Annotated in this window: 19 protein-coding genes; 17 read left to right on the top strand and 2 right to left on the bottom strand. The window is 67.0% G+C overall.

Annotated features, from left to right (window positions below; genetic code table 11):
• Nucleotides 1-9: 9 nt before the first annotated feature.
• The 5 genes from BMG07_RS44375 (at nucleotide 10) to BMG07_RS28725 (ending at nucleotide 10527) form a co-directional block, all read left to right on the top strand.
• Nucleotides 10-4203 (top strand): Ig-like domain-containing protein, encoded by a 4194-nt coding sequence (locus BMG07_RS44375; RefSeq protein WP_198087387.1) that lies wholly within the window; start codon nucleotides 10-12, stop codon nucleotides 4201-4203.
• A 1247-nt stretch (nucleotides 4204-5450) separates the two neighbouring features.
• A complete protein-coding gene (locus BMG07_RS44380; protein ID WP_307867114.1) occupies nucleotides 5451-5696 on the top strand; it encodes a type I secretion C-terminal target domain-containing protein in 246 nt (81 codons plus the stop codon).
• A gap of 88 nt (nucleotides 5697-5784) precedes the next feature.
• Nucleotides 5785-7227, top strand: coding sequence for a TolC family outer membrane protein (locus BMG07_RS28715; protein ID WP_198087388.1), 1443 nt, complete (start codon nucleotides 5785-5787; stop codon nucleotides 7225-7227).
• 44 nt (nucleotides 7228-7271) lie between these two features.
• A complete protein-coding gene (locus BMG07_RS28720; RefSeq protein ID WP_269759498.1) occupies nucleotides 7272-9356 on the top strand; it encodes a type I secretion system permease/ATPase in 2085 nt (694 codons plus the stop codon).
• Nucleotides 9343-10527, top strand: a complete 1185-nt coding sequence (locus BMG07_RS28725; protein WP_198087390.1) for an HlyD family type I secretion periplasmic adaptor subunit — start codon at nucleotides 9343-9345, stop codon at nucleotides 10525-10527. Before BMG07_RS28720 ends, BMG07_RS28725 begins: the two co-directional genes overlap by 14 nt.
• A gap of 38 nt (nucleotides 10528-10565) precedes the next feature.
• On the opposite strand, the gene BMG07_RS28730 is transcribed toward BMG07_RS28725, so the two are convergent.
• A complete protein-coding gene (locus BMG07_RS28730; RefSeq protein WP_198087391.1) occupies nucleotides 10566-11363 on the bottom strand; it encodes an IclR family transcriptional regulator in 798 nt (265 codons plus the stop codon).
• Between the two features lie 184 nt (nucleotides 11364-11547).
• On the opposite strand from BMG07_RS28730, the gene BMG07_RS28735 reads away from it, so the two are divergent.
• From BMG07_RS28735 to BMG07_RS28785, 12 genes are all read left to right on the top strand, one after another.
• Complete coding sequence (locus BMG07_RS28735) at nucleotides 11548-13308, top strand: FAD-dependent oxidoreductase (RefSeq protein WP_198087392.1); 1761 nt, start codon at nucleotides 11548-11550, stop codon at nucleotides 13306-13308.
• Nucleotides 13309-13371: 63 nt separating this feature from the next.
• On the top strand, nucleotides 13372-14148 hold the full coding sequence (locus tag BMG07_RS28740; protein WP_198087393.1) for an SDR family NAD(P)-dependent oxidoreductase: 777 nt from the start codon (nucleotides 13372-13374) through the stop codon (nucleotides 14146-14148).
• Between the two features lie 55 nt (nucleotides 14149-14203).
• Nucleotides 14204-15412 carry an ABC transporter substrate-binding protein gene (locus BMG07_RS28745; protein ID WP_198087394.1) on the top strand — a complete coding sequence of 403 codons (1209 nt, stop codon included), beginning with the start codon at nucleotides 14204-14206 and terminating at the stop codon, nucleotides 15410-15412.
• A gap of 40 nt (nucleotides 15413-15452) precedes the next feature.
• Nucleotides 15453-16376, top strand: a complete 924-nt coding sequence (locus tag BMG07_RS28750) for a branched-chain amino acid ABC transporter permease (RefSeq protein WP_198087395.1) — start codon at nucleotides 15453-15455, stop codon at nucleotides 16374-16376.
• Nucleotides 16373-18157: an ATP-binding cassette domain-containing protein gene (locus tag BMG07_RS28755; RefSeq protein ID WP_198087396.1), complete on the top strand. Its 1785-nt coding sequence runs from the start codon at nucleotides 16373-16375 to the stop codon at nucleotides 18155-18157. The genes BMG07_RS28750 and BMG07_RS28755 overlap by 4 nt, the downstream gene beginning before the upstream one ends.
• Before the next feature lie 20 nt (nucleotides 18158-18177).
• On the top strand, nucleotides 18178-18888 hold the full coding sequence (locus tag BMG07_RS28760; RefSeq protein WP_198087397.1) for an ABC transporter ATP-binding protein: 711 nt from the start codon (nucleotides 18178-18180) through the stop codon (nucleotides 18886-18888).
• A gap of 36 nt (nucleotides 18889-18924) precedes the next feature.
• Entirely contained in the window at nucleotides 18925-19893 is a 969-nt protein-coding gene (locus BMG07_RS28765; RefSeq protein ID WP_198087398.1) for an MBL fold metallo-hydrolase, read from the top strand.
• A 1-nt stretch (nucleotide 19894) separates the two neighbouring features.
• Nucleotides 19895-20830, top strand: a complete 936-nt coding sequence (locus BMG07_RS28770) for a DMT family transporter (protein WP_307867112.1) — start codon at nucleotides 19895-19897, stop codon at nucleotides 20828-20830.
• Between the two features lie 15 nt (nucleotides 20831-20845).
• Nucleotides 20846-21781 carry an NADH:flavin oxidoreductase/NADH oxidase gene (locus BMG07_RS28775; RefSeq protein WP_269759499.1) on the top strand — a complete coding sequence of 312 codons (936 nt, stop codon included), beginning with the start codon at nucleotides 20846-20848 and terminating at the stop codon, nucleotides 21779-21781.
• Nucleotides 21757-22032: a hypothetical protein gene (locus BMG07_RS43015; protein WP_307867113.1), complete on the top strand. Its 276-nt coding sequence runs from the start codon at nucleotides 21757-21759 to the stop codon at nucleotides 22030-22032. The genes BMG07_RS28775 and BMG07_RS43015 overlap by 25 nt, the downstream gene beginning before the upstream one ends.
• Nucleotides 22029-22742 carry an EthD family reductase gene (locus tag BMG07_RS28780; protein ID WP_198087399.1) on the top strand — a complete coding sequence of 238 codons (714 nt, stop codon included), beginning with the start codon at nucleotides 22029-22031 and terminating at the stop codon, nucleotides 22740-22742. Before BMG07_RS43015 ends, BMG07_RS28780 begins: the two co-directional genes overlap by 4 nt.
• A 337-nt stretch (nucleotides 22743-23079) precedes the next feature.
• Nucleotides 23080-24324, top strand: a complete 1245-nt coding sequence (locus tag BMG07_RS28785; protein WP_198087400.1) for a beta-propeller fold lactonase family protein — start codon at nucleotides 23080-23082, stop codon at nucleotides 24322-24324.
• A gap of 66 nt (nucleotides 24325-24390) precedes the next feature.
• Here the strand turns inward: BMG07_RS28785 and BMG07_RS28790 are convergent, their stop codons facing one another.
• On the bottom strand, nucleotides 24391-25644 hold the full coding sequence (locus tag BMG07_RS28790) for a hypothetical protein (RefSeq protein WP_269759501.1): 1254 nt from the start codon (nucleotides 25642-25644) through the stop codon (nucleotides 24391-24393).
• Nucleotides 25645-25766 lie beyond the last annotated feature (122 nt).

Raw genomic sequence — 25766 nt, forward strand, 5'->3', positions numbered from 1 at the left:
ACGGCACCCGTGGTCGACGCGAGCAACGGCCAGACCGTCACCGGCACGGCCGAGCCAGGCAGCACTGTGGTCGTCAATGACGCCAAGGGCACCCCGATCGGTAGTGCCGTGGCCGATACCAACGGCAAGTACAGCATCACTGTGAGCCCGAAAGCGGCGGACAAGGCGGTTCTGAGCGTCACCGCGACCGACGCGGTCGGCAACGTCAGCGACAAGGCCTCGGTGACAGTGGACGCTGCGGCGCCTGCTGTACCCAAGGTCGACGCGAGCAACGGCCAGACCGTCACCGGCACCGCCGAGGCTGGCAGCAGCGTCGTCGTCAAGGACAGCGAAGGCAAGGCGATCGGTACCGGCGTGGCCGACACCAACGGCAAGTACAGTATCACTGTGAGCCCGAAGGCAGCAGACAAGGCGGTTCTGAGCGTCACCGCGACCGACGCAGTCGGCAACACCAGCGACAAGGGCTCGGTGACTGTGGATGCCGCGGCGCCTGCTGTACCCAAGGTCGACGCGACCAACGGCCAGACCGTCACCGGCACTGCCGAGCCCGGTAGCAACGTCGTCGTCAAGGACAGCGCGGGCACCCCGATCGGCAGCGCCGTGGCCGATGCCAGCGGCAAGTACAGCATCCCCGTGAATCCGCAGGCAGCAGACAAGGCGGTTCTGAGCGTCACCGCAACCGACGCAGTCGGCAACACCAGCGACAAGGCCACTGCGACGGTGGACGGCATCGCACCGATGATCAGCATCGCCATCGTCTCCGACAAGAACGGCGACGGCATCATCAACGCCGCTGAAATCAGCGAGGGCGTCAGCGTCAAGGTCACGCTGGTGTCCGGCGCAGCAGTGGGCGACGTCATCAGCGTCACCGGCGGCACCAGCCCCGCCAAGACGGTGACGCTGACCACCGCCGACGTGACGAACGGTTCCGTGCTGGTCAACATCCCGGCACCTGCTACGGACGGTCCGTTCCCGATCAGCGTGACGAGCAAGGACCTGGCGGGCAACGCCAACACGGTGAGCCAGCTGCTCTCCGTCGACACCACCGGCCCGACCGCCGGCTACAGGATCGCCATCACGGTCTTCGTGGACGATCAGGAGCCTCTCGTCGGCGAGTTCAAGTCGGGCAGCAACACCGACGACACGACGCCGATGCTCAAGGGCACGGTCTCGGGCCTGGCCAAGGGCGACGTGGTGCAGATCTTCGAGGGCTTGAGCTTGCTCGGCACGGCGATCGTTGCCACCGACGGAACGTGGACCTACCAGCTGAGCGAAAAGGCGCCGGGCACCTACTCCTACACCGCGAAGATCTTCGACGCGGCAGGCAACCCGGGGCTGGCATCGGAACCCCTCACGCTGAACGTGGTCACGGCGCCGCCGACTGCAACGGCGGCCATCACCGCCATCGCGGACGACACGGGCCTCAGCGCCAGCGATTTCATCACCAGCGACCAGACCCTGGTTGTCACCGCGAAAGTCACCGGCACGGTCGGCGCGGGCGAAAAGGTGCAGATCTCGCTCGACAACGGCCTGAACTGGAACGACGCCAAGCTCGTCAGCGGCAGCACGTACCAGTTCGACAACAGCGCCAAAACGCTGAACGACGGCAGCTACACCTTCCAGGCGCGCGTGGTGAACGGTGCCGGCATCGCCAGCAAGGCGGGCACGCAGGTCGTGGTCATCGACCACGTGGCCCCTTCGGCCAGCGATACGGTGGCCATCACGTTCTTCAAGGACGACGTGGGCACGGTCCAGGGCGATTTCCCCTCGGGCACGCGCACCGACGACACCACGCCTTTGCTCAAGGGCACGGTCACGGGGCTGGTCGCCGGCGACGTGGTGCAGATCTTCGAGGGCGGGAAATTGCTGGGCACGGCCAACGTCGTGAACAACAGCTGGACCTACGCGTTGGGAGAAAAGACGCCCGCCAGCTACACCTACACCGCGAAGATCGTCGATGTGGCGGGCAACGTGGGCACGGTGTCGCAGGACTTCACGCTCGTCGTGGACACCACGGTTTCGGCCTCGTCGCTCACGTCGGTGAGCATCACCACGGACACCAACAACGATGGGGTCATCAACGTCGCGGAGCTGAACGGAAGCGCGACGGTGGGCGTGACGGTGAAATTCGCGCCCGGCAACGTGGCGGTCGGCGACACCATTCGCGTCACCGACGGCATCACCACGACGCTGCTCCCGGTGAAGGCCACCGACAAGCAAGCCGGCTCCGTCAGCACCACCTTTGCCGCCCCGGCGGAAGGCCAGACGATCACCGTCACCGCAACTGTCACCAATGCGGCCGGCAACTCGTCTGCCTCGGCCGTGACCGACAGCGCGGTGCGCAACACCGTGGCGCCGACCAACACCACGACCATCGACAGCTACACCGACGACGCTGGGCCGCGAAAAGGAGATTTCGGCAGAGGCACGTACACCGACGACACCCAGATCGTGCTGAACGGCACGCTGGCGGCGCCATTGGCGGACGGCGAAACGGTCACGGGCTTCAGCCAGGGCGCTTTGATCGGAGATCCTCGGGTGCCGATCCCGGACAAGGCCGTCATGATCGACGCCACGCACTGGACTCTTCAGGTCGCCTACAGGGGGTACCCTTTGGAGATCTACTACGCCAAGGTGACGAACACGGCGGGCAACGACTCCCCGCTCTCGCAAAAATTCGACGTCCACTTCCTCATGACCCCGCCTGTGGGAACGATCACCGTCGATCCGCTGGTTACGGTGGACACCACGCCCACCTTGAGCGGCAAAGTCACCGGTCTTTCGAAAGACGATGTCAGGACCGGGACCGACACCGTGACTGTCGCGGTCAACGGCGTGACCTACACGGCAGGCGACGGCAACCTCACGGTGTCGGGCTCCACCTGGAAGCTCAAGATTCCGGAAGCGAACGCCATCAACGTCGACGGAGGAGACGACCTCAAGCTCGATGTCGTCGCCAGCATCGTCAACTCTGCAGGGGTTCCCACGAGCGACACCACCACCGGCGAGCTCACGGTGTACCGCGACATCACCATCAGCCCGTTGCCGGATGCGACCCACGTGTCCACGTCGAAGCCGGCCCTGATTGGCGCCGGGCACGTGGGAGCAAACGAGTCGCTGACCGTACAGGTGCTGAACAGCAAGGGCTCGGTGGTCAAGGCCTTCATCGGCACCGACCCTGACTCCGGTGCCGCCACGGACCCGACGAGCGCCGGCGCGTTGAGCTTCAACGGCTTCGGAGGGTGGTCGATCGCGGACAGCAACTGGGGTGACATTCCGCTGCTCCCGGGCAAGTACACGGTCAGGGCTTTCACCAAGGTGGCCGATGGCAGTGGCGGCCAGGTTGCAGCGGACAGCACGTTCACCGTCGTCGATCTGGCGGCCAGCCCTCGCACCATGGTCAATACGCTTTACAGCGATACGGCACCGAAGGCCTATGCGTTGGCGGATGGTGGCTACATGCTGTTCTACACGTCGTCGGCCAACTCCGATGCAAGTGACTACAACCTGTATGCACAGCGCTATGCGGCCAATGGTGCCAAGAACGGCAGTCAAATCGTTGTAGCCGCCTCCAATGTGTCGGAGGCCCAGCCTTGGCGGGAGGACATGATCTACACGTATGGCTACGGCGCCCGCGTGAAAGGCGATGGCTCGTTCAATGTCTTCTACACGACCAACCAAAGCGATGGCTACCAGTACTACGTGAAGGACTTCAATAGAGCAGGTGTTGCAACAGTTACCACGCCCATCTACAAGAAGGGGGACTACGCGTTCGATCCGAACTATGTGCAGTTGAGCGACGGCAGCTACGTCGTGGTCTTTTCCTCAGGAACCGTACACAACTACAACCTCTATGCGCTTCGCTACACGTCTGCCGGCGTGGCGAAGGACGTCGACAAGCCGGTGGCTCTGACCAACGAAGTCGATCACAGCCACGGCTATGACTACGACCCCTCCTTCCTGCCGGCGGGCGCAGAGGAAACGGAAACGCATCCAATATCCAGGGCGTTGCCGCGATCAGTCTGGGCAATCGTGCGTATCTGGTTCAGGACATGGAGCTGGTCAATGGCCTGTCGAGCACCGATGCCTTCAACGTCGTCATGCGCACATACACCTTCGACGGAGGCGGGGCGGTGGGCACCACTTTCTCGCCCAGCACCAAAACCGCCGCTTCGCAGATCGGCTCCAAGCTGGTTTCCTTGAAGGAAGGCGGGTTTGTTTCCATCTGGGTGTCGAATGCGGACTCCGCGTCGCAGGACCCGACAGGATACCGACGCGGGACCATGGACGGTTTCGACGTGTACGCGCGCCGCTTCACATGGGACGGCAAGAGCATCAATCCGGTGGATACCGCCGAGCAGAGAGTCAACACCGTCACCGACGGAACGAACGGCGTGGGTTTCAGCACGATGTCCGTGCAGTTGGCCGCCACCGCGTTGACACAAGGCGGATATGTTGTCGTGTGGTCCAGGTTCACCAGCAACTTCTCGTCGGAGATCTATGCGCAAAGCTACGACGCGGCGGGCAACAAGCACGGTACTGAAACCCTGATCAGCACCGACTCGGCACCGATCGCCGTGCTGCCCGACGTCGTTGCACTGAACGACGGCGGATACACGGTGTCCTGGACTTCCATCAAGGCCGGAACGGACGGCAAATCCTACGAGTACTACTGGCGGGGGTTGAGCCAGTGGAGCAGTGCCGATATTTTGTCGACGACCGTCAATGCCGACGGCAGCCTGCGCAGCCCGACCGACACGTCGACCCATGCGACGGCCAGCTACCTCGGCGGAGGCGGCAGCCTGGACGGCAACGACGCCGTCAACACACTCGACGGCCGCAATGGCGCGCAGGTGATGAACGCAGGCGGGGGCGACGACACCATCATCATCAAGGACACCAACTTCACCTCGATCGACGGTGGCGACGGAACCGATGTGCTGGTGTGGAGTTCGACAGGGGACCTGAAGTACGCCGACATTGCAGGCAAGGTCAAGAACATCGAGGTGATCCAGCTCGGCGAAGGCAACGCGAGCAAGCTGACCATGACGCTGGAGGACGTGCAGAGCGCTTTGGGTACTGTGGACGGCGCGCACACGTTGGTGGTAAGGGGCGGCGCGGGTGATTCACTGGCGCTGGACACCGACTGGTCGAACATCGGAACGCAGGCGTGGCGCGGCGACAGCTACACCGTGCTTGTCAGCAAGGCCGACCCCGATACGGTCGTGTGGATGCAGAGCGCCATGAAATTGAGCCTGGGCAACAACATCTTCGGCACCTCCGCGCTGGACACGATCACCGACACACCTGCAGATGACGTGGTGGCCGGCCTCGCTGACAACGACGTGATCAACCTGACGCAGGGCGGGCACGACACGCTGATGTTCAAGCTGCTCGACAAGACGTCGGGCGACGGCGGCAACGGCTTTGACGACGTGTACGGCTTCACCATGGGGAAGGCTGCCCCCAAAACGAGTTCGGACGTCATCGACCTGCACGAACTGCTCATCGGCTACACCAAGGGCGCCGACGTGAACGATTTTGTGCAGACCTTCTCCAGTGGCGATGGCACCTACCTCTTGATCGATCGCGATGGCACCGCGGGCAACTTCAACCAGGCGTACGTGCTGAACCTGCACGGCGTGCAGACCGACGTCGCCACCCTGCTGGAAAACAACCAGCTGGTGCTGGTCTGACCTGACCCGCCCTTGAGGCGGCGCGGACAACGGCGGCTTCGGCCCTGCCGTTGTCCGCGGCCGCCGCGCTGCAACGAACCCAGAAATCATGTCCAGAAGAACCCACCGCCGCGTGCTCGCGGCGGCTTGCCTGTGGGCGGCCTGCGCGTTGGTGCAGGCCCAGCAGGCGCGCGATGCGCTCGCATTGCCGCGAACCCTCGCACCCAGCCAGCTCTCGCGCGACCTCGGCACGCGCAGTGCCGTGCTCTTGCCCGAAGCGCCGACCTCGGCCGCTCCGCTCGCGTTGAACGACGCCGTGCGGCAGGCCGTGGCGCGGCATCCCTCCATTTCCGACGCCATTGCCGCGCTCGCGCAGCAGGCGGGCGGTGTCGATGTCGCGCGCGCCGGCTACTACCCGCAGATCCGTGTCGGCACGAGCAGCGGCAGCAACAACAGCAGCACCAGCAACAGCGCCAACCAGAGCGCCGCGACCCTGGCCACGGCGTCGGTCTCGCAGATGCTCTACGACTTCGGCAAGGTCTCGGGCGCGGTCGATCAGTCCGAAGCGCAGGTGCGGCGCCAGCAGGCCGCCGTGCTGCGGCAGATCGACACGGTGGCGCAGCAAACGGCCGACGCGGTCGTCATGGCGCACCGCTACCAGGCGCTGGTGGCCATTGCGCAAGACCAGGTCAAGGCGGTCGAGAAGGTGCTCGACACCGCGCGGCTGCGCGCCAATGCGGGCATCAGCACCAAGGCCGACCCGATCCAGGCCGAGTCGCGCGTGGACAGCGCGCGCGCCAACCTGCTGCAGGTGGTGGCCCAGCAGGCGCAATGGCGCGAGCGGCTGCGCACGCTGCTCGGGCGCTTCGTGCCGGCCGAGGTCGCACCGCTGCCCGACGAGCGGGTGGCCGATTCGCTGCGCATCGACATGCCGATCGACCGCGACCTGACCGACCTGCTGCCCACCGTGCTGTCGGCTGAAGCCGAGCGCCGCGCGGCGGTGGCGCAGCTCGATGTGGCCAGGGCTCAGCGCTACCCGACGATCAGCCTCGACGCGTCGGTTAACAAAGCGATGGGCGGCGTGAACCCCGGCACGCTGCAACGCAACGGCAGCTACCACGCCATTGCGCTCAACCTGTCCAGCGTGCTCTACCAGGGCGGCGCGCTCGACGCGCAGGTGCGCGCGGCCGTGGCCGCCGAAGAGGCCGCGCGCATGCGCGTGGAGGCGGCGCGGCTCGATGCCGGCGACCAGGCGCGCGGTTTTCGCGAACAGGCCATCGGCGCCAAGGCGCGGCTGGGCGTGCTGGCCGACCGCTGGCGCACCATCGTCGAAGTGCGCGACCTCTACCGCGAGCAGTACACGCTGGGCACGCGCTCCATTCTCGACCTGCTCAACGCCGAGCAGGAAATCTACCAGGCGGCGGCCGAAGAAGAAGCCGTGCGCCACGACCTCTGGCAAAGCCGCATCGGCTTCATCGGCGCCACCGGCCAGGCCCGCAGCTTCTTCGGGCTCAACGACACCACGGTCCAGGGCATGGACCTGCTCCCATGACGACAGAAAAACTCCCTTTGCAATATGCAAGCTGGCTTGACGCCATGCTCAGCGTCGCGCGCCACTACGGCATCGGCGCTTCCGAAGAAAGCGTGCGCGTGGCGCTCGCATGGGAGCGCGGCGCGCCGCTGGACACCGTGCTCGAGCACATGGCGCGGCAACTCGGCCTGGCGCTGCGCTTTGCCGATACCGACGCCGAAGGCGCATCGCTCGACCCGTGGCGCCTGCCGCTCGTGGTGGAACTCGATGACGGACAGGTCGGCGTGGTGCGCACCGCCGACGGCACCGGCCGCCTCGGCGTGCTGCTGTCGGGCGACCAGGGGCTGGAGACCGCGCTGCAGTCCGACGCCGTGCGTGCGCGCACACGGCGCGTGGCCATCTTGCGGCCCAACACCGCGGTGCCCGACGCGCGCGTGGACGACTACATCAAGCCCTACCGCGCCAATTGGTTCTGGGCCATTGCGCTGCGCGACTGGCGGCGCTACGGCGACATCATGCTGTCGTCGATGTTCGCCAACGTGCTGGCGCTCGCGTCGATGGTCTTCTCGATGCAGATCTACGACCGCGTGGTGCCCGCGCAGTCGGAGCCCACGCTGTGGGTGCTGTTCGGCGGCGTGATGCTGGCGGTGAGCTTCGAATTTCTGCTGCGCATGTCGCGCACGCACATCTCCGACATGATCGGCAAGCGCGCCGACCTGAAGGTGTCGGACCTGGTGTTCGGGCACGCGCTGCGCATTCGTTCCGATGCGCGCTCCAAGTCGACCGGCTCCTTCATCGCGCAGGTGCGGGAGATCGACCAGGTGCGCGAGCTGCTCACGTCCACCACCATCGGCGCAGTGGCCGACCTGCCGTTCTTCATCCTGTTCCTGGTCGTGCTGTGGCTCATTGCCGGGCCGATTGCGCTGGTGGCGCTGGCGGCGGTGCCGCTGCTGGTGATTCCGGGGCTGCTCATACAGAAGCCGCTGGCAAGGCTGGCCAACGAGGGCATGCGCGAATCGGCGTTGCGCAACGCGCTGCTGGTGGAGGCGGTGGAAGGCATCGACGACATCAAGCTCATGCGCGCCGAGCCGCGCTTCCAGAACCAGTGGAACCACGCCAACGACGTGGCCGCCGGCGTGAGCATGCGGCAGCGCTTTCTCACGGGGCTGCTCATGACATGGACGCAGGAGGTGCAGACCATCGTCTATGCGGTGGTGCTGCTCGCGGGCTGCTTCCTGGTGATGAAGGGCGAGATGACGACGGGCGCGCTGGTGGGTTCGTCGATCCTGGCGTCGCGCATGATCGCGCCGCTGGCGCAGTTGTCGGGCGTGTTCTCGCGCTGGCAGCAGGCCAAGGTGGCGCGCAACGGGCTCGACCAGCTCATGCAGCGCCCGGTCGACCAGCCCGAGAATGCGCGGCTGGTGCACGTGCCCGCGCTGCACGGCAGCTATGCGTTCAGGGGCGTGGAGTTTCGCTACGGCAAGGAAGACAAGAGCCCCGCGCTGTCCATTGCGCAACTGCACATCGCCCCCGGGCAAAAGATCGCGCTGCTGGGTCGCATGGGCGCGGGCAAGTCGACGCTGCTGCAGCTCATGGCCGGACTGCAGTTGCCGCAACAGGGGAGCCTGGCGCTGGACGCCATCGACCTTGCGCGCATCGACCCGGCCGACCTGCGCCGCGACATGGGCCTGCTCACGCAGAACGCGCGGCTGTTCCACGGCACCGTGCGCGAGAACGTCACGCTGGGCATGCCGCTGGCCACCGATGCTGAGGTGTTCGCCGCCATCGAGATGGCCGGCGCCTTGCCCTTCGTGCGTTCGCGCGCCGAGGGGCTGGACGACCTGATCCACGAAGGCGGGCTGGGCCTGTCGGGCGGGCAGCGGCAGGCGCTGCTGCTGGCGCGCACCTTGATTCGCGCGCCGTCGATCGTGCTGCTCGACGAGCCCACCGCGCACTTCGACGAGATGACCGAGCGCCAGGTCATCGAGGCCATGAACCCGTGGCTCGCGCCGCGCACGCTCGTGGTGGCCACGCACCGCATGCCGGTGCTGCAGTGGGTGGACCGCATCGTCGTGATCGACGGCGGCCGCATCGTGATGGACGGCTCGAAAGAGCAGATTCTCGGAAAGCTCTCCAATGGCAACATCTGACAACAAGGCCGCCCGGGCGCACGCGCCCGTGGAGCCGCCGCTGCCGCGCGCGACGCTCGTGGTGTGGATCGTCGGCGCGCTGCTGGCGGTGCTGCTCGCATGGTCGTGGTTCTTCAAGCTCGACGAGGTGTCGAACGGCACCGGCAAGGTCGTGGCGTCGTCGAAGGAGCAGATCATCCAGTCGCTCGAAGGCGGCATCCTGGTCGACCTGAAGGTGCACGAAGGCGACATCGTGAACGCGGGGCAGGTGCTGGCGCAGCTCGACCGCACCAAGGCCGAATCGACGGTGCAGGAAAGCGCCTCGCGGCTCACGGCGGCGCTGGCCATGTCGGCGCGGCTCACGGCCGAAGTGGGCGGCACGCCGCTGGTGTTCCCGCCTGAAGTGCGGGCCGACGCAGGCCTTGTGCGTACGGAGACCGCGCTCTATCAGTCGCGCCGCGACCAGCTGGCCAGCAGCCTGTCGGGCGTGACGCAGGCGCTGGAGCTGGTGCGGCGCGAACTCGCGTTGACCGAACCGCTGGTGGTGCGCGGCGCGGCCAGCGCGGTCGAGGTGCTGCGGCTCAAGCGGCAGATCAACGAGCTCGAGACCAAGGCGACGGACTTTCGCAGCCAGTACTACGTGAAGGCGCGCGAAGACTTGGCAAAGACCAATGCCGAGATCGAGGCGCAGCGCTCGGTGACGCGCGGGCGCTCCGACTCGCTCACGCGGCTGACCTTTGCGTCACCCGTGCGCGGCATCGTGAAGGACATTGCCGTGACCACGGTGGGCGGCGTGCTGCCGCCGGGCGGCAAGCTCATGGAGATCGTGCCGCTGGACGAAAAGCTGCTGGTCGAGGCCCGCATCTCGCCGCGCGACGTGGCCTTCATCCACCCGGGGCAGGACGCGACGGTGAAGGTGAGCGCCTACGACTACGCCATCTACGGCGGCCTGCCGGGCAAGGTGACGACGATTTCGCCCGACACCATCCAGGACGACGTGAAGCGCGACGTGTACTACTACCGCGTGTACATCCGCACCGACGCCGACCACCTGAAGAACAAGAACGGGCAGGCCTTTCCGATCGTGCCGGGGATGATTGCCACGGTCGACATCCACACCGGCAGCAAGTCGGTGTTCGACTACCTGATCAAGCCGCTGAACAAGGCCGGCGAGGCGCTGCGCGAGCGCTGATCGGCACGGCGGTGGGTAGGTGGTGAAGCGGGCGCGCGTCAGCCGGCTTCGCCGGTGGGCACGAAGCCCAGCCTGCGCGAGATTTCCAGCGCGCAGGCTTTCAGCGGCACGGCCACGCGGCCGTCCCAGTCGCTGTCGAAGGTGGCTTCCGGCCCCATGGCCGTGATGCCCAGCACCAGGTTGTTGGTCGAGTCGAACACCGGTGCGCAGAAGGCGTCGATGCCCGGAATCGGCTGGCCCAGCGTGCGCGACATGCCGTGCAGGCGCGTCTCGACCAGCAATGCCTCGATCTGCGAATGCGACAGCTCGGTGGTGGCGCCGCGCCCGTCGGCCGGGCGCGTGCGCGCCAGGTCTTCGAGCATCATTTTCTCGACCACCTTGGGCGGCAGGTACGCCGCGAACAGCCGCCCCGTGGCCGTGTAGGCCAGCGACATCACGGTGCCGGTGCGCAGGTTCACGTGCAGCGGGTGGATGGGTTCCTCGAGCCGGACCACGGTCGGGCCGAAGTTGCCCCACACGGCCACCGCAATGCTCTGTTCGGTTTCCGAGGCCAGCGCCTCGATGAGCGGCGACGCCTCGCGAATGGGGTCGAGCCGCTGCAGCTTGGCCAGCCCGAGCTGCAGCGCCAGCGGCCCCAGCTCGTAGCGGCCCGCGCCGTCCTGAACGACGAAGCCGACCTTCAGAAAACTGACGAGGTAGGGGTGCGCCTTGCCCACGGGCACGCCCGCGGCCTTGCCCAGGTCGCGCAGCGCCATGGGCGCGACATGCCGCCCGAGTGCCACGAGCAGCTGCGTTCCGATTTCGACTGACTGAATGCCACGTCTTGGCTTTTCCATGGGGCGCCGGCGTGGGGAATGAGGGTGGGGGCGAGTATATCCATCAGGGTTTCTACTGATATTGTCACAGTCAATCGATGATGACTGATCATCTGATAGTAACTAAACGACTTGACCATATCAATATCGCTACCTAAACTCCGCCGCAACTTAAGTCGTACACAAACAGGCGAAACAGGCAGAGATGGAACAGAACACTTTTGAATGCGATGTGCTCGTGGTCGGCAGCGGCGCGTCGGGCATGTCCACCGCCATCACGGCGGCTTCTCAGGGGCTGAAGGTGCTGGTGGTCGACAAGGAGCCGCGCTTCGGCGGCACCACCGCGCGCTCGGGCGGCTGGCTGTGGATTCCGGGCACGCGCCTGGCCACGGAGCAGGGCATCCACGAGCCCGAGGGCGCCGCGCTGGCCTACATGAAGCACGAGACGACCACGCACTTCGACGCGGCGCGCGTCGGTGCTTTCCTGGACATGGGCCCCAAAGCCATCGACTTCTTCACGCGCAACACCTGCGTGCAGTTCGACATGCCGGCCGTGTTCCCCGACTACCACGCCGAGGCGCCCGGCGGCCAGCAGGGCGGCCGCTCGATGGTCACGCGCCCGTTCGACGGCCGCGCGCTGGGCAAGCGCGTGAAGCTGCTGGCGCCGCCGCTGCCCGAGCTCACCGTGTTCGGAATGATGTTGGGCTCGGGCCCCGAGATCAAACACTTCATGCGGGCCTTCAAGTCGCCCACCTCGTTCTGGTACGTGACCAAGCGGCTGACCCGCCACTTCCTCGACGTGCTGGGCCACGGCCGCGGCATGACGCTGACCAACGGCAACGCGCTGGCGGGCCGCCTGGCCAAGGCCGCGATGGACCTGGACGTTCCCGTGTGGCTGTCGTCGCCCGTGAAGAAGCTCGTGGTCGAGTACGACGGCGTCTCGGGCGCGGTGGTGCAGCACGAAGGCAAGACCGTGCGCGTGGTCGCCCGGCGCGGCGTGGTGCTGGCCTGCGGCGGCTTCCCCTACGACGTGGAGCGCCGCAAGCAGCTGTTCCCGCACGCACCCACCGGCAAGGAGCACTACTCGCCTTCGCCGTCCACCAACACCGGCGACGGCCTGCGCCTGGCCGAGGCCGTGGGCGGCCGCGTCGACGGCACCATTCCGCACGCCGCCGCGTGGGTGCCGGCGTCGGTCACCACGCGCCCCGACGGCAGCAAGGGCGTGATGCCGCACTTCATCGACCGCGCCAAGCCCGGCGTGATCGCGGTCACGCCCAAGGGCAAGCGCTTTGCCAACGAAGGCAACTCGTACCACGACTTCGTGCAGGCGATGGTCAAGGCCTGCGAGGGCGAGCCCGAGGTCACGGCCTGGCTGCTGTGCGACCACAAGGCGCTGCGCGACTACGGCCTGGGCTGCGTGGCACCGTCGCCGCTGCCCATCGGCCGCCACCTGAAGAGCGGCTACCTCAAGCGCGGCGCCACGGTCGGCGAACTGGCCCGGGCCATCGGCATTGCGCCCAGCGTGCTCGAAGCCACCGTGCAGGAGTTCAACCAGGGCGCGCGCACCGGCGACGACCCCGCCTTCGGCAAGGGCAGCAAGGCCTACAACCGCTACCAGGGCGACGCCAACGTCACGCCCAACCCGTGCGTGGCGCCGCTGGAGCATGGCCCGTACTACGCCATCAAGCTGGTGATCGGCGACATCGGCACCTTCGCCGGCCTCGTCACCGACGAGAAGACCCGCGTGCTCGACGCCAACCGCCAGCCGATCAAGGGCCTGTATGCCGTGGGCAACGACGCGGCCAGCGTGATGGGCGGCAACTACCCCGGCGCGGGCATCACGCTCGGCCCGGCGCTGACCTTCGGCTACGTGGCGGGCCTGCAGCTCGCGCAGGCCGAGGCACTGGCCACGGTGCAGCTGCAGGTCGAGCAGCGCGAAGCCGTGCCCGTGAGCCGCAAGGCCTGAAGCCTTCTCCGACCGACGCATTCCACCCAATACACAGAACACAGAACACAGAAGGAGCCACCGATGGTCTTCCCCTCCAACGTCGCACCGCGCCTGCTCGAAGGCCGCCTCGCCCTCGTCACCGGTGCCGGCCAGGGTAACGGCCGCGCCCTCGCGCTCGGCCTGGCGCAAGCCGGCGCACGCGTGGTCGTCACCGACATGAACGAAGCCACCGTGCGCGAGACCGCGCAGCTCGTGCGCAACGAAGGCGGCGAAGCCTGGTCCTTCGTGCTCGACGTCACCGCGCCCGAGGCCTGCCATGCGCTGGCCGCGCAGGTGGCCAAGGAAATCGGCAATGTCGACCTGTTGGTGAACAACGCCGGCATCATCATTCGCGAGACCACCAGCAGCCCGAACGCCGCGGCCAACTGGAAGAAGACCATCGACGTGAACGTGCACGGCACCTTCAACACCACGCTGGCCTTCATTCCGGTGCTCAAGCAGACGAAGGGCTCCATCGTCAACATCGCCTCCATCGCCGCGTATGCGGGGCAGGGCGCGAGCCTGGGCTACTCGCCCTCGAAGGGCGCCATCAAGATGCTCACGCAGTCGCTCGCGCAAGAGCTGGCGCCGGCCGGCGTGCGCGTGAACGCACTGGCTCCCGGCGTCATCGAGACGCCCATGACCGCCGCCACGCGCGACAACCCGCAGCGCCTGGAGTCGTTCATGACGCGCATTCCCATGGGCCGCGTCGGCCAGACCGAAGACCTCGTCGGCCCGGTGATCTTCCTGGCCAGCGACATGTCGCGCTACGTCACCGGCATCACGCTGCCGGTGGACGGCGGCTTCCTGGCCGTCTGAACTTCTTTCTTTTCTTCTTTCCGCTTCCCCGTCCGTCAAACCTCAGGAGACAAAAATGAGAACCCTCCGTCTGTACAAGACATTGCTCGCCGCCGCCGCGTTCGCCGCCTTCACGGCCGGCGCCTCCGTCGCGATGGCTCAGGACATCAAGCTCGGCTACAACGGCGACCTCTCGGCGTCGCCCTCGGCGCAGAGCGGCCAGGCCGCGGTGCTGGGCATGGAAGCGGCCATTGCCGACATCAACGCCGCCGGCGGCGTGCTCGGCAAGAAGCTGGCGCTGGTCACGCGCGACGACGTGTCGGCCCCGCCCAAGTCGATCCAGAACATGAGCGACCTGATCGACAACGAAAAGGTGGTGGCCGTGTTCGGCCCCACCAACTCGGGCAACGCCATGGCGTGGAAGCACATCGCCAACCAGAAGAAGATCCCGGTGCTGGGCAACGTGGGTTCGGGCACCGACATCACCAAGCCCATGAGCCCCGGCGCCGACAACTACATGTTCCGCGTGTCGATGGTCGACCGCGAGCAGGTGGCCGCGCTCATGGCCTACGTGAAGAAGAACACGGCCGGCTCCAAGGTCGTGGGCCTGATGGCCGAGACCACCGGCTACGGCCAGGGCGGCCTGAAGGACATGGAGGAAATCGCCAAGCTGCAGGACATCAGGATCGCGGCCACCGAGCGCTTCGGCGTCGGCGACACCGACATGACCTCGCAACTGAGCAAGATGAAGGCCGCCAACGTCGACACCGTGGTGGTGTGGGCCCAGGGCACGCCCATCGCGCAGCTGGTGCGCAGCATGGAAAAGATCAACTACTTCCCGCTGACGCTGACCTCGTGGGCCGCCGACAACATCACCTTCTACGACGCGGCCGGCAAGGCATTGGCCGAGAAGCCGATCTTCATGCGCACCGTGAGCGAAACCCGCACGCCCGCGCAGCAGAAGCTGTTCGACCGCATCGGCAGCAAGCTCAAGGCCCCGGGCTCGTTCTCGTTCGCGCTGCACGGCTATGACTCGATGCAGCTGCTGGCCCAGGCCATGAAGCAGGCCAACAGCACCGACGGCGCCGCCGTGCGCGCCGCGCTAGAAGACCTGAAGACGCCGGTGCAAGGCGTGCTCAAGACCTACGACAAGCCCTTCAGCAAGACCAACCACGAAGCCCTGACCGCCAAGGACCTGGTGTGGATCCGCTGGAAGGACGGCAAGCTGCTGCCCTACACCGACGCGCTGATCGGCGGCCTGAAGCCCGCCGACTTCAAGCAGTAAGCAAGCCGCGCAAGCAAGAAGCAAAGAAGAGACACAGACCATGGTTGTAGCGCTCCTGCAGGCGCTCATCAGCGGGCTCGCCGTTGGCGGTGCCTATGCGCTGGTGGCGCTCGGATTCAGCATCACGTTCACGACGACCAAGACGCTGAACTTCTCGCACGGCGAGTTCGTCTCGGCCGGCGCGTTCATCGGCATGAGCGCTCTGTTCCTGGTGCTGGGCAAGCCCTTCGACTCCACCACCTTCGGCGACGCCATTCCCGGCGCGGGCGCGCAGCTGTTCGCGCTGGTGGCCGCGCTCGGCGTGATGGGGTTGCTGGGCTGGCTGCTGTACGTGCTGGGCGTGCGCCCCTTCGCGGGCCGCCCCGGCATGGCGTGGGTCATGAGCACGCTGGGTTTCGGGGTGATCCTGCAGAGCGTGGGCCTGGCCATCTGGGGGCCCAAGCCCGTGGTGGTGCCCGCGCCGGTGGGCGACACCGTGATCCGCATGTTCGGCGTGGGCGTGCGTCCGCAGGAGCTGCTCACGCTGGGCGTGGCCGTGGTCGTGATGCTCGGCTTCGACCGCGTCATGAACCGCACCATGGTCGGCAAGGCCATGCGCGCGGTGGCGCAGAACGGCAACGTCGCCAGCCTCATGGGCATCAACACCAACGCGATGATGATCGGCGCCTTCGTCGTCAGCTCGGCGCTAGCGGGGCTGTCGGGCTTTCTGCTCGCGCCCATCGCGCAGGCCTCGCTGTTCATGGGGCTGACCGTGGGGCTCAAGGGCTTTTCGGGCGCCATGATCGGCGGCCTGAGCAACCCGCGCGGCTGCGTGATCGGCGGCTTCCTGCTCGGCGTGCTCGAGTCGATGGTCAATCTCTGGCAGGCCCAGTGGCGCGAGGTGGCGGTGTTCGCCCTCGTCATTCTGGTGCTGGCGTTCCGGCCCACGGGCCTGTTCGGCCGCTCGACGGTGGAGAAGGTATGAAGCGCCTGGCCCACCCCGCCGGCGTGGTCGCGTTCGCGGCCGCGCTGATCGGCATCGTGTCGATGTTCGGCAACGACTACTACCTGCGCATCGCCTTCATGATGTGCGTCTACTACCTGTGCGCCGCCGGCATGAACGTGCTGGTCGGCTATGCGGGGCAGAAATCGCTCGGCCAGGCCGGGCTGTTCGCGGCCGGTGCCTACGCGGTGGCGCTGCTGACCTCGCGCACCGACATGGACCCGTGGCTCGCGCTGGCGCTGGCCGCCGTCATCTCTGGCGTGTGCGGCGTGCTCATCGCGCTGCCTTCGCTGCGCGTGAAGGGGCCGTACCTGGCCATGGTCACGCTGGCCTTCGGCATCGTGGTCGAGAAGCTCGTGGGCGAATGGACCGACGTGTTCGGCGGCGCCCAGGGCATCTATGGCATTCGTCCGCTCACATGGAAGGGCGCGCCGCTGGACACCACGCAGTGGGTCATCCTGGGCATCGTGCTGTGCGCCGCGCTGCACCTGCTGCTGCGCAACCTGCTGGGCGGGCGCTTCGGGCGCGCGCTGCTGTCGCTGCAGGCGGACGAAATCGCTTCGTCTTCGGTCGGCGTGCGCGTGTACCGCGCCAAGGTCATGGCCTTCGTGGTCGCGGCCGTGACCTGCGGCATCGCGGGCGCGCTGGTGGCGCAGCAGAACCAGTACATCAACTCCGACTTCATCACCTTCCACCTGTCGATCTTCATCCTGCTGCTGGTGCTGTTCGGCGGCGCGGGCTCGATGTACGGCCCGCTGGTGGGCGCGGTGCTGCTCACGCTGACCGACGCGCTGCTGGCGCGGTGGCCTTCGGCGCAGCATTTTCTGTATGGTTTCTTGCTGCTGTTCGCGCTGTACGTCATGCCGGGCGGCGTGGTGGGGCTGTTCAACAAGTGGTTCATGAAGTCGCGCCACCGCGGCGAGGGCACGGGCGGCAACGGCATTCCGGGGCAGATCGGCCCCGGCGGCGAGGGCGAGCTGCTGGTGGTGCAGGGCGTGACCAAGTCGTATGGCGGCGTGAAGCCCGCGCAGGACGTGTCGTTCCGCCTGCAGCGCGGCCACATCCATGCGCTGATCGGGCCCAACGGCGCGGGCAAGAGCACCATGATCAACATGCTCACCGGCGTGATCGAACCCGACGCGGGCGTGATCCGCTTCCTGGGCCGGAACATCGTGGGCCAGCCGGCGCACACCATCTGCTGCCTGGGCATGGGCCGCACCTTCCAGAACCTGCGCCTGTTCGCGGACCTGTCGGTGCTCGACAACGTCATGCTGGGCCGCCACAGCCGCATGAGCAACGGCTTCCTGTCGTCGCTGGTGGCATGGCCCACGGCCGGCAAGCAGGAGCGCGCGACGCGCGAGCGTGCCTTGCAGCTGCTCGACCTGGTGGGCCTGGGCCACCTGGCGCACTGGCCCGCCGGCAGCCTGCCCTACGGCCTGCAGCGCCGCGTGGAACTGGCGCGCGCGCTGGCCACCGAGCCACAGCTGCTGCTGCTCGACGAACCGGCCGCCGGCCTGAACCCGCAGGAAACGGCGGAGCTGGGCGCGCTGCTGTTGCGCATCGGCAAGTGCGGCGTGTCGATCCTGATGGTGGAGCACCACATGGACCTGGTCATGTCCATCTCGGACCACGTGATCGTGCTCGACTACGGCATCAAGATCGCCGAAGGCAAGCCCGCCGAGGTGCAGGCCAACCCGCGCGTGGTCGAGGCCTACCTGGGTGTCGACGACGAACCGGAAGAAGCGCGCGCCGTGGCCGCCTGAGCAGAAAGACCGAAACCATCATGTTGAAAATCGAATCGGTGAAGGTCTCGTACGGCGCCATCGAGGCCGTCAAGGGCGTGAGCCTGGAAGTGCGCGCGGGCGAGGTCGTCACCATCATCGGCGCCAACGGCGCCGGCAAGAGCACGCTGCTCAAGAGCATCGTCGGGCTGGAGCCCGTGGCCGAGGGCCGCGTGCTGATCGACGGCAACGACTGCACGCACGTGGCCTCGCACCAGCGCGTGGGCCTGGGCGTGGCGCTGTCGCCCGAAGGCCGCGGCGTGTTCCCCGACCAGACCGTGCGCGAGAACCTGATGCTCGGCGCCTATTCGCGCCGCAAGGACAAGGCTTTCGTGGAGCGCGCCATCGAACGCGAGTTCGCGCGCTTCCCGCGTTTGAAGGAGCGCCAGCACCAGCCCTCGGGCACGCTGTCGGGCGGCGAGCAGCAGATGCTGGCCATTGCCCGCGCGCTCATGAGCGAGCCGCGCCTGCTGCTGCTCGACGAGCCTTCGCTGGGCCTGGCGCCGCTCATCATCAAGGACATCTTCGATGCCATTCGCCAGCTGCGCAGCTCGGGCCTGACCATCCTGCTGGTGGAGCAGATGGCCAAGCAGGCGCTGGGCGTGGCCGACCGCGCCTACGTGCTCGAAACCGGCTGCATCACGCTCGAAGGCTCCGGCCGCGAGCTGCTCGACAACCCCAAGGTGAAGTCCGCGTACCTCGGCACGCACTGACCGACTTCGCCATTCATTTCACGCAAAGGACGCTTCATGACCACCAAGAAATTCGCCAGCCAGGCCGACCTCGAAGAAAAGAAGGTCTCGTTCACCCGCCTCTCGGAGAACGCCTACGCCTACACCGCCGAGGGCGACCCCAACACCGGCATCTTCATCGGCGACGAAGCCGTGATGGTGGTCGACACGCAGGCCACGCCCGCCATGGCGCAGGACGTGATCCGCCGCATCCGCGAAGTGACGCCGCTGCCCATCAAGTACGTGCTGCTGAGCCACTACCACGCGGTCCGCGTGCTGGGCGCGTCGGCCTACTTCAAAGAAGGCGCCGAGCAGATCATTGCCAGCCGCGACACCTACGACCTGATCGTGGAGCGCGGCGAGCAGGACAAGGCCAGCGAAATCGGCCGCTTCCCGCGCCTGTTCCGCAACGTCGAGTCGGTGCCCGCGGGCCTGACCTGGCCCACCATGACCTTCGACGGCACCATGAGCGTGTGGCTGGGCAAGAAGCTCGAAGTGAAGATCGCGCAAGTGGGCCGCGGCCACACCAAGGGCGACACCATCGCCTACCTGGAAGACCAGAAGATCTGCTTCGCGGGCGACCTGGTCGAATACCAGAGCACCGCCTACGCCGGCGACTGCTACTTCCGCGACTGGCCCACCACGCTGGACCGCCTGGCCGGCTTCGGCTTCGAGAAGCTGGTGCCCGGCCGCGGCGCCGCGCTGGAGAACGCGGGCGACGTGCGCAAGGCCATCGCCTCCACGCGCGCCTTCATCTCCGACGTGTACACGCTGGTCAACAACGGCGTGGCCGCGGGCAAGACGCTCAACGTGATCTACAAGGAAACCGTGGCCGCGCTGCGCCCCACGTACGGCCACTGGGTCATCTTCGACCACTGCATGCCCTTCGACGTGACCCGTGCCTATGACGAAGCCACCGGCCATGTACATCCCCGCATCTGGACCGCAGAGCGCGACATCGAAATGTGGAACGCCCTCGAAAGTTGAGGTGAGTCCCACCTCCGCCGCGCGCGCACCCGCACCCGGTGCAACCCCTGCCGCCGTGCAGGGCTGGATGCTCCTGGCCATGGTGCTGTGGGGCGTGAACGTGTCCGCCGTGAAGGCGCTCACCACGTCCTTCGAGTCGCTGCCGCTGGCGGCGCTGCGCATGGCGGTGGCGTGCGTGGCGCTGTCGGCCATCGTGCTGTGGCGCCGGGGCGGCCTGCCCGCGCTCGGCGCGCGGCAACTCGCGGGCATGACCGGCTGCGCGTTCCTCATGGTCTACGCCAACCAGATCCTGTTCGCGCACGGGCTGCTGCGCTCCACGGCCACCAACGGCGCGCTCATCATGGCGCTGAGCCCGTTGGTGTCGGCGCTGATGGCCGCGCTGGTGTTCCGTGAGCGCTTCACGCCGCAGCGCATGCTGGGCGTGGCGCTGGGCTTTGCCGGCGTGGCGGCGGTGGTGCTGAGCCACCCCGGCGCGGGGCTGTCGAGCGCCGGCATCGGCGACCTGATGCTCGCGCTGGCGGTGGTGAGCTTCGCGGTGGGCGGCGTGGGCGTGCAGCGGCTCGCGCGGCAGATCGACCCGCTGTCGATCAGCTGGGTGATCTACATGATCGGCACCGCGATGCTCGTGGCGCACACGCTGCTGGGCCCGTCGCGGCTGGGCGCGGCCGAGCTGTTCCCGGGTGCGTGGCCGTGGGCGCTGGTGCTGTTCTCGGGCATTGCCGCCACCGCCGCCGGCAACCTCATCTGGAACCGTGCGATCTCCGTCATCGGCGTGGCGCGCACGGCCGTCTTTCTTTACTGGGTGCCGGTGTTCGGCGTGGCCTTCGCGGCGCTGCTGCTCGGCGAAGTGCTCACGTGGTGGCACCTGTTCGGCTTTGCCGCCGTGATGAGCGGCACCTGGCTCGGCACGCGGCCTGCGATCGCGCCGACATCCTGATTTCTTGCTGCGCTCATGTCCGACTCTCTTCCCCTGCTGTTCCAGCCCCTGCGACTGCGCGGCCTCACGCTGGCCAACCGCGTCGTCATCTCGCCCATGTGCCAGCACGCCGCCGACCGTGGCCATGCCACGCCGTGGCACATGGTGCACCTGGGCAAGTTCGCGCTCGGCGGCGCGGGGCTGATCCTGACCGAGAGCACCGCGGTCGATCCGCGCGGGCGCATCGGCACCGCCGACCTCGGGCTGTGGAACGACAGCCAGATCGCGCCGCTGAAGGCCGTGGTCGACTTCGTGCATGCCCAGGGCAGCGCCATCGGCGTGCAACTGGCGCACGCGGGCCGCAAGGCCGGCAGCGAGCCGCTGTGGGAGGGCGGGGCGGCATTGAGCGACGCGCGCATGGCCGCTGACGAAGAGCCGTGGGAGCGCCTGGGCCCGAGCCCGCTGGCGGCGGGGCCGGGCTGGTCGGCCCCGCGCGCGCTCGACGCCGACGGCGTCGCCTCGGTCGTGAAGCACTTCGTCGATGCGACGGTGCGCGCCGACAAGGCGGGCTTCGACGTGGTCGAGCTGCACTTCGGGCACGGCTACCTTGTTGCGAGTTTCCTGTCGCCCAACGCCAACCACCGGGGCGACGCGCTCGGCGGCAGCCGCGACAACCGCATGTGGCTCGCGCTGGAAATCGCGCAACGCGTGCGTGCCGCGTGGCCCGCGGCCAAGCCGCTGTTCTGCCGGCTGTCGGCGGTCGACGGCACGCTGGACGGCTGGAGTCTCGACGACTCCGTGGTGCTCGCGCGCGAGCTCAAGCGCTGCGGCGTCGACGTGGTCGACTGCTCGTCGGGCGGGCTCACCGAAGAACGCGCGCGCTGCCCGTGCCGCGCGGGCTGGGCTTTCAGGTGCCGTTCTCGGAACGCATCCGGCGCGAGGCGCAAGTGCCCACGCAGGCCGTCGGAATGATCGTCGACGCCCAGCAGGCCGAAGCCGTGCTCGCCGCCGGGCAGGCCGACCTGATCGCGCTGGGCCGCGAGGCGCTGTTCGACCCCTACTGGCCGCACCACGCGGCCGCCGCGCTGGGCGCCGACCCCGGCTACCAGCGCTGGCCCGTGCGCCACGGCGTGTGGCTGGCCAAGCGCGCGCCGGGCCTGGCGCGCGCGCGGGCCGAAGCGGCCGCCGCAACCGATCACGACAAGGAGACAAGCCCCCAATGACCGAAGCGACCACCACGACCACCACCCTGCGCATGGGGTTGATCCGCAAGAAGCCCGAATGGACCGACGAGGCCTTCCGCAGCCATTGGCGCGACAGGCACGGGCCGCTGGTGGCGCAGCTGCCCACGCTGCGCGGCTACAGCCAGAACCTGGTGGTCGACCGGCTGCAGCGCGGCATCGACTTTGCACGCGGGCCGTGGGACTTCGACGGCTTTTCTCAGCTGCGATTCGACGAGGCCGCGCAGGCGGGGCAAGCCTTCAACCACAGCGAGCTGGCCGCGCCCATTCGTGCGGACGAAGAGCGCTTTCTTGGCGGCCTGCACATCGTGACCGTCGCGCAGACCGAAGTCATCGCGCCGCCGCCGAAGCCGGCGGGTTTGCTCAAGCGCATCTCGCTGCTGCGCCGGCCGGTCGCGCAGTCGGAAGAAGACTTTCGCCGTGAATGGCGCGTGCATGCCGACCACGTGCGCCGCATGCCCGGCGTGAGCGGCTACCGCCAGAACGTGGTGACCGCGCGCGAGTTCGTGAAGGGCACGCCCTGCGGCTACCCCGAGCTGCCGATCGACGGCATCGTCGAGCTGTGGTTCGAGAACACCGACACGCTGAACGCCGCCTTCGCGTCGCCGCAAGGGCAGGTGACGATGGCGCATGCGCTCACGTTCCTGGCGGAGATCACGGCGTTCGTGGTGGAGGAGCACCGGGTGGTGTGAGGCGCCGGGCGTACTTTGAAATTCTCCGCAGCGAATGTTTTGGATGATTGGCGTGCAATAAAAATGCCGCCTTATTCGCAATCAAACCCTTATTGAAAACAAAAATTCTAAAAGAGACTAATTGTTGAATTTTTCTGGTCGCAAAATTGAATGAAGTGTCCGATAAGATATCGTGACCAAATATTTCAAATGACCTGCAGCCATGAAAATATCTAGATTTCTGACCCGGGCCATTGCGCCTCTGGCCGTGCTCTTGAGCCTGGCTTCCTGTGGGGGTGGCGGAGGAGGAGGCGGCGGTGGCGGAGGTTTTCCGCCCCCATCCAGTTCCACCTACACCGTGGGCGGCACCGTTGCCGGGCTCAATTCGGGGGCAACCGTCACGCTGCTTAATTCCGGGGGCAATTCGCTCTCCGTCAGCAGCAATGGCGCCTTCACCTTTTCCACGGCGGTGGCCGCCGGCGGCAGTTATGCCGTCACCGTCGGCACCCAGCCTTCCAATCAGAACTGCACGGTCTCGAACGGGGCCGGTTCCAACATTTCCGCCAATATCACGTCAGTACGGGTGACTTGCGCGGGTGCTCCTGAATTTGCCTATGTAACGCATTGGAGCGCCGACAGCGTCAGCGCCTACAAGGTCGACTCGCAGACTGGCGCGCTCACCTCCCTTGGCACCGTGGCTTCAGGTGCTTCTCCCGTTGCACTGGTGGTGCATCCCAGCAAGAAGTTCGTCTATGTGGCGAACTCGGGGGACAGCACCATTTCAATTTATGCAATCAACCAGACCAATGGGAAGCTCGCACAGGTCGGGACCGATTTGCCCATTGGCCACTTGCCGCAGTCGATTGCGGTGGATCCCGCTGGCAATTTTGTCTACACGGCGAGTCCTTTGGACAACAAGATTTCGGTGCATGCCGTCGATCCAAGCTCCGGCGCGCTCTCGGAGATTGCCGGTTCGCCGTTTCCCGCAGCAGGAGGGCCTGCCGGTATCGCTGTTCATCCTGGCGGGAAGTACGTCTACACCGCGAACCAGATCGGCAACACGGTCACCAAGTACGTGATCGATCAGGGCTCCGGCGCTGTGCTGGCGGGAGGCTCCACGTCGGCGCCCGGCGGATTCGGACCTACGTTCGTCTCCATCGATCCTGCTGGCAAGACGCTCTACATGACGAACATCGACAGATTCGTGACCGGGTTCTCCATCGATGCGGCTTCCGGAGATCTCACGCAGGTCGGAACTCTTCTCACCACGGGCGGCGACCTGGGGACGCCCAGGGTGCATCCTTCTGGCAAGTTCGCCTACGTTCCGAACAATCTGGCCCAGGTGGTCTCGGGCTTTGCCGTCGATCAAAGCTCGGGCGTGCTCTCGCCATTGCCGGGATCGCCATTCGCGGCGGGCGGTGTCCCCGCGGACCTTGCCATCAGTGCGTCCGGCAAGTTCATGGTGACGGCGAACTGGGGCGATGAAAGTGTCGCGGCCTACAGCATCGACCAGACGACGGGGGCGGTGACATCCGCTGGCGCGGCGCTGCCGGCGGGGCCGCGTCCCAGAGCGATCGTCATGGTTCAGCTGCCTCTGAGTTGAACGCCGCACCGCGTTGCGTCACCACGAGCAGGTGGCGCATGCGTGCCACCTGCGGCCGCCTCGTGCTCAGAAGTTCTTCAGCGTGTCCAGCTGCTGCTGCGTGAGGCCGCGCTGGTACACCGCGTCGCTGCGAAAGTTCGCGGCAATCGCGGCGGCTTGTGTGTCCACCGCGGTGGCGCGGGCCGCGGTACTGGTGGCACCGATCCAGGTGTTGTCGCCCGTCAGGATCGCGAAGTTGACGAGCGTGACCGTTTCGCCGGCCGGCACCGTGATGTCGAACTGCACCGTGACCCTGTTGTCGCCGTCCGCCGTGTTGAGCGTGGTGGCGGAACTGTAGGTGACGTTGTCCGCCGCGCCGAACACGAAGCCTGCGTCACGGCCGAGGCCCGAGCCGTCCCACACCGTCAGCGCCTTCCGCGGCGCACCGGCCGGCGGGTAGATCACGCCCGCGCCGTAGGAGCCCAGGAAGCTGGTGTACGTCACCCTTGCGGTAATGGACGATGCCGACGGGTTGTGGAAGGTGTCCGTCATGCGCGCCCACGCCAGGTTGGGTTGCGCGTAGAAGGTGCGCAGCACGTCGAGCCCGCGCAGCGTCCTGACTTCGGAGCGCAGGTTCTGCACGCCTCGGGTCTGCGACACGATCCAGCCCGACAGGCCCACGCTGAAGTCGCCATTGACGATGAAGTTCCGTGACCGTGGCGCGCTGTCGTCCACGGAAACCAGCTCGATCGAAGTGCCCTGGCCGCCGTTGGATTGCTCGAACGACAGCACGACCACCTGGCCGGAGTAATTCGTGATGTCGGCGAAGCCCCAGGTGCCGGTGGGAATGCCGTTCTCGATCTTGTAGAGCGTGGTGAGCACCACGCCGGCGGTGTCGCGCAACACCACCTGCATGAAAGCCTTTTCGTCGTTGAAGTTGCCGCGCAGCACGCCGGTCTTGCCGGTCCACTGAGCGACCACGCGCCCGACGGCCAGCCTCAAGTCCAGGATCTGCTGCATCCGCGCGTCGGGCACCGGATACAGGAATGCCGCAGCGCCGCCGTTCGACTGGAACTCCGGGTCCGTGGTGGTCGACACGACCTGCATGCCGTCGGCCGCCGTCATCTCGGGGCCGAGCGGCGTCAGATTCGCGAAAGTCTGGTCAGCGTTGAAGCCGTTCGACAGGCCGCCCGCTTTCACGCTCAATGCCAGCACATTGGCGAACTGGCCGTTCCAGCCGTCGCCGATGCAGAAGTCGGGCGTCAGGTCCCAGAAGTTCGCCTGGCCGGGGCCGGCGCTGCGGTTGTTGAGGTCCTTGTCGTTGTTGACGAGACTTTGCATGAAGACCGTCGACGCAGGCAGCAAGGTCGGCGTTGCCAGTTCGGGGGCGGCAGGCGGTGCCGGCGGGTTGGGCGCGGGCGGTGCCGGTGGCTGCGGCACCGGAGGTTCGCCCGGTGCGGGGG

This window comes from Variovorax sp. E3, assembly GCF_016082275.1.
Classification (GTDB): domain Bacteria; phylum Pseudomonadota; class Gammaproteobacteria; order Burkholderiales; family Burkholderiaceae_C; genus Variovorax.

Bases quoted from the DNA above. Each gene is read 5' to 3' on its own strand.
- BMG07_RS28775 (WP_269759499.1), top strand. From the start codon at position 20,846: ATGTCCGACTCTCTTCCCCTGCTGTTCCAGCCCCTGCGACTGCGCGGC.
- BMG07_RS28720 (WP_269759498.1), top strand. From the start codon at position 7,272: ATGCTCAGCGTCGCGCGCCACTACGGCATCGGCGCTTCCGAAGAAAGC.
- BMG07_RS28790 (WP_269759501.1), bottom strand. From the start codon at position 25,644: ATGCAAAGTCTCGTCAACAACGACAAGGACCTCAACAACCGCAGCGCC.
- BMG07_RS28715 (WP_198087388.1), top strand. From the start codon at position 5,785: ATGTCCAGAAGAACCCACCGCCGCGTGCTCGCGGCGGCTTGCCTGTGG.
- BMG07_RS28780 (WP_198087399.1), top strand. From the start codon at position 22,029: ATGACCGAAGCGACCACCACGACCACCACCCTGCGCATGGGGTTGATC.
- BMG07_RS28725 (WP_198087390.1), top strand. From the start codon at position 9,343: ATGGCAACATCTGACAACAAGGCCGCCCGGGCGCACGCGCCCGTGGAG.
- BMG07_RS28765 (WP_198087398.1), top strand. From the start codon at position 18,925: ATGACCACCAAGAAATTCGCCAGCCAGGCCGACCTCGAAGAAAAGAAG.
- BMG07_RS28755 (WP_198087396.1), top strand. From the start codon at position 16,373: ATGAAGCGCCTGGCCCACCCCGCCGGCGTGGTCGCGTTCGCGGCCGCG.
- BMG07_RS28750 (WP_198087395.1), top strand. From the start codon at position 15,453: ATGGTTGTAGCGCTCCTGCAGGCGCTCATCAGCGGGCTCGCCGTTGGC.
- BMG07_RS28740 (WP_198087393.1), top strand. From the start codon at position 13,372: ATGGTCTTCCCCTCCAACGTCGCACCGCGCCTGCTCGAAGGCCGCCTC.
- BMG07_RS44380 (WP_307867114.1), top strand. From the start codon at position 5,451: ATGGGGAAGGCTGCCCCCAAAACGAGTTCGGACGTCATCGACCTGCAC.
- BMG07_RS28760 (WP_198087397.1), top strand. From the start codon at position 18,178: ATGTTGAAAATCGAATCGGTGAAGGTCTCGTACGGCGCCATCGAGGCC.
- BMG07_RS28730 (WP_198087391.1), bottom strand. From the start codon at position 11,363: ATGGAAAAGCCAAGACGTGGCATTCAGTCAGTCGAAATCGGAACGCAG.
- BMG07_RS28735 (WP_198087392.1), top strand. From the start codon at position 11,548: ATGGAACAGAACACTTTTGAATGCGATGTGCTCGTGGTCGGCAGCGGC.
- BMG07_RS28745 (WP_198087394.1), top strand. From the start codon at position 14,204: ATGAGAACCCTCCGTCTGTACAAGACATTGCTCGCCGCCGCCGCGTTC.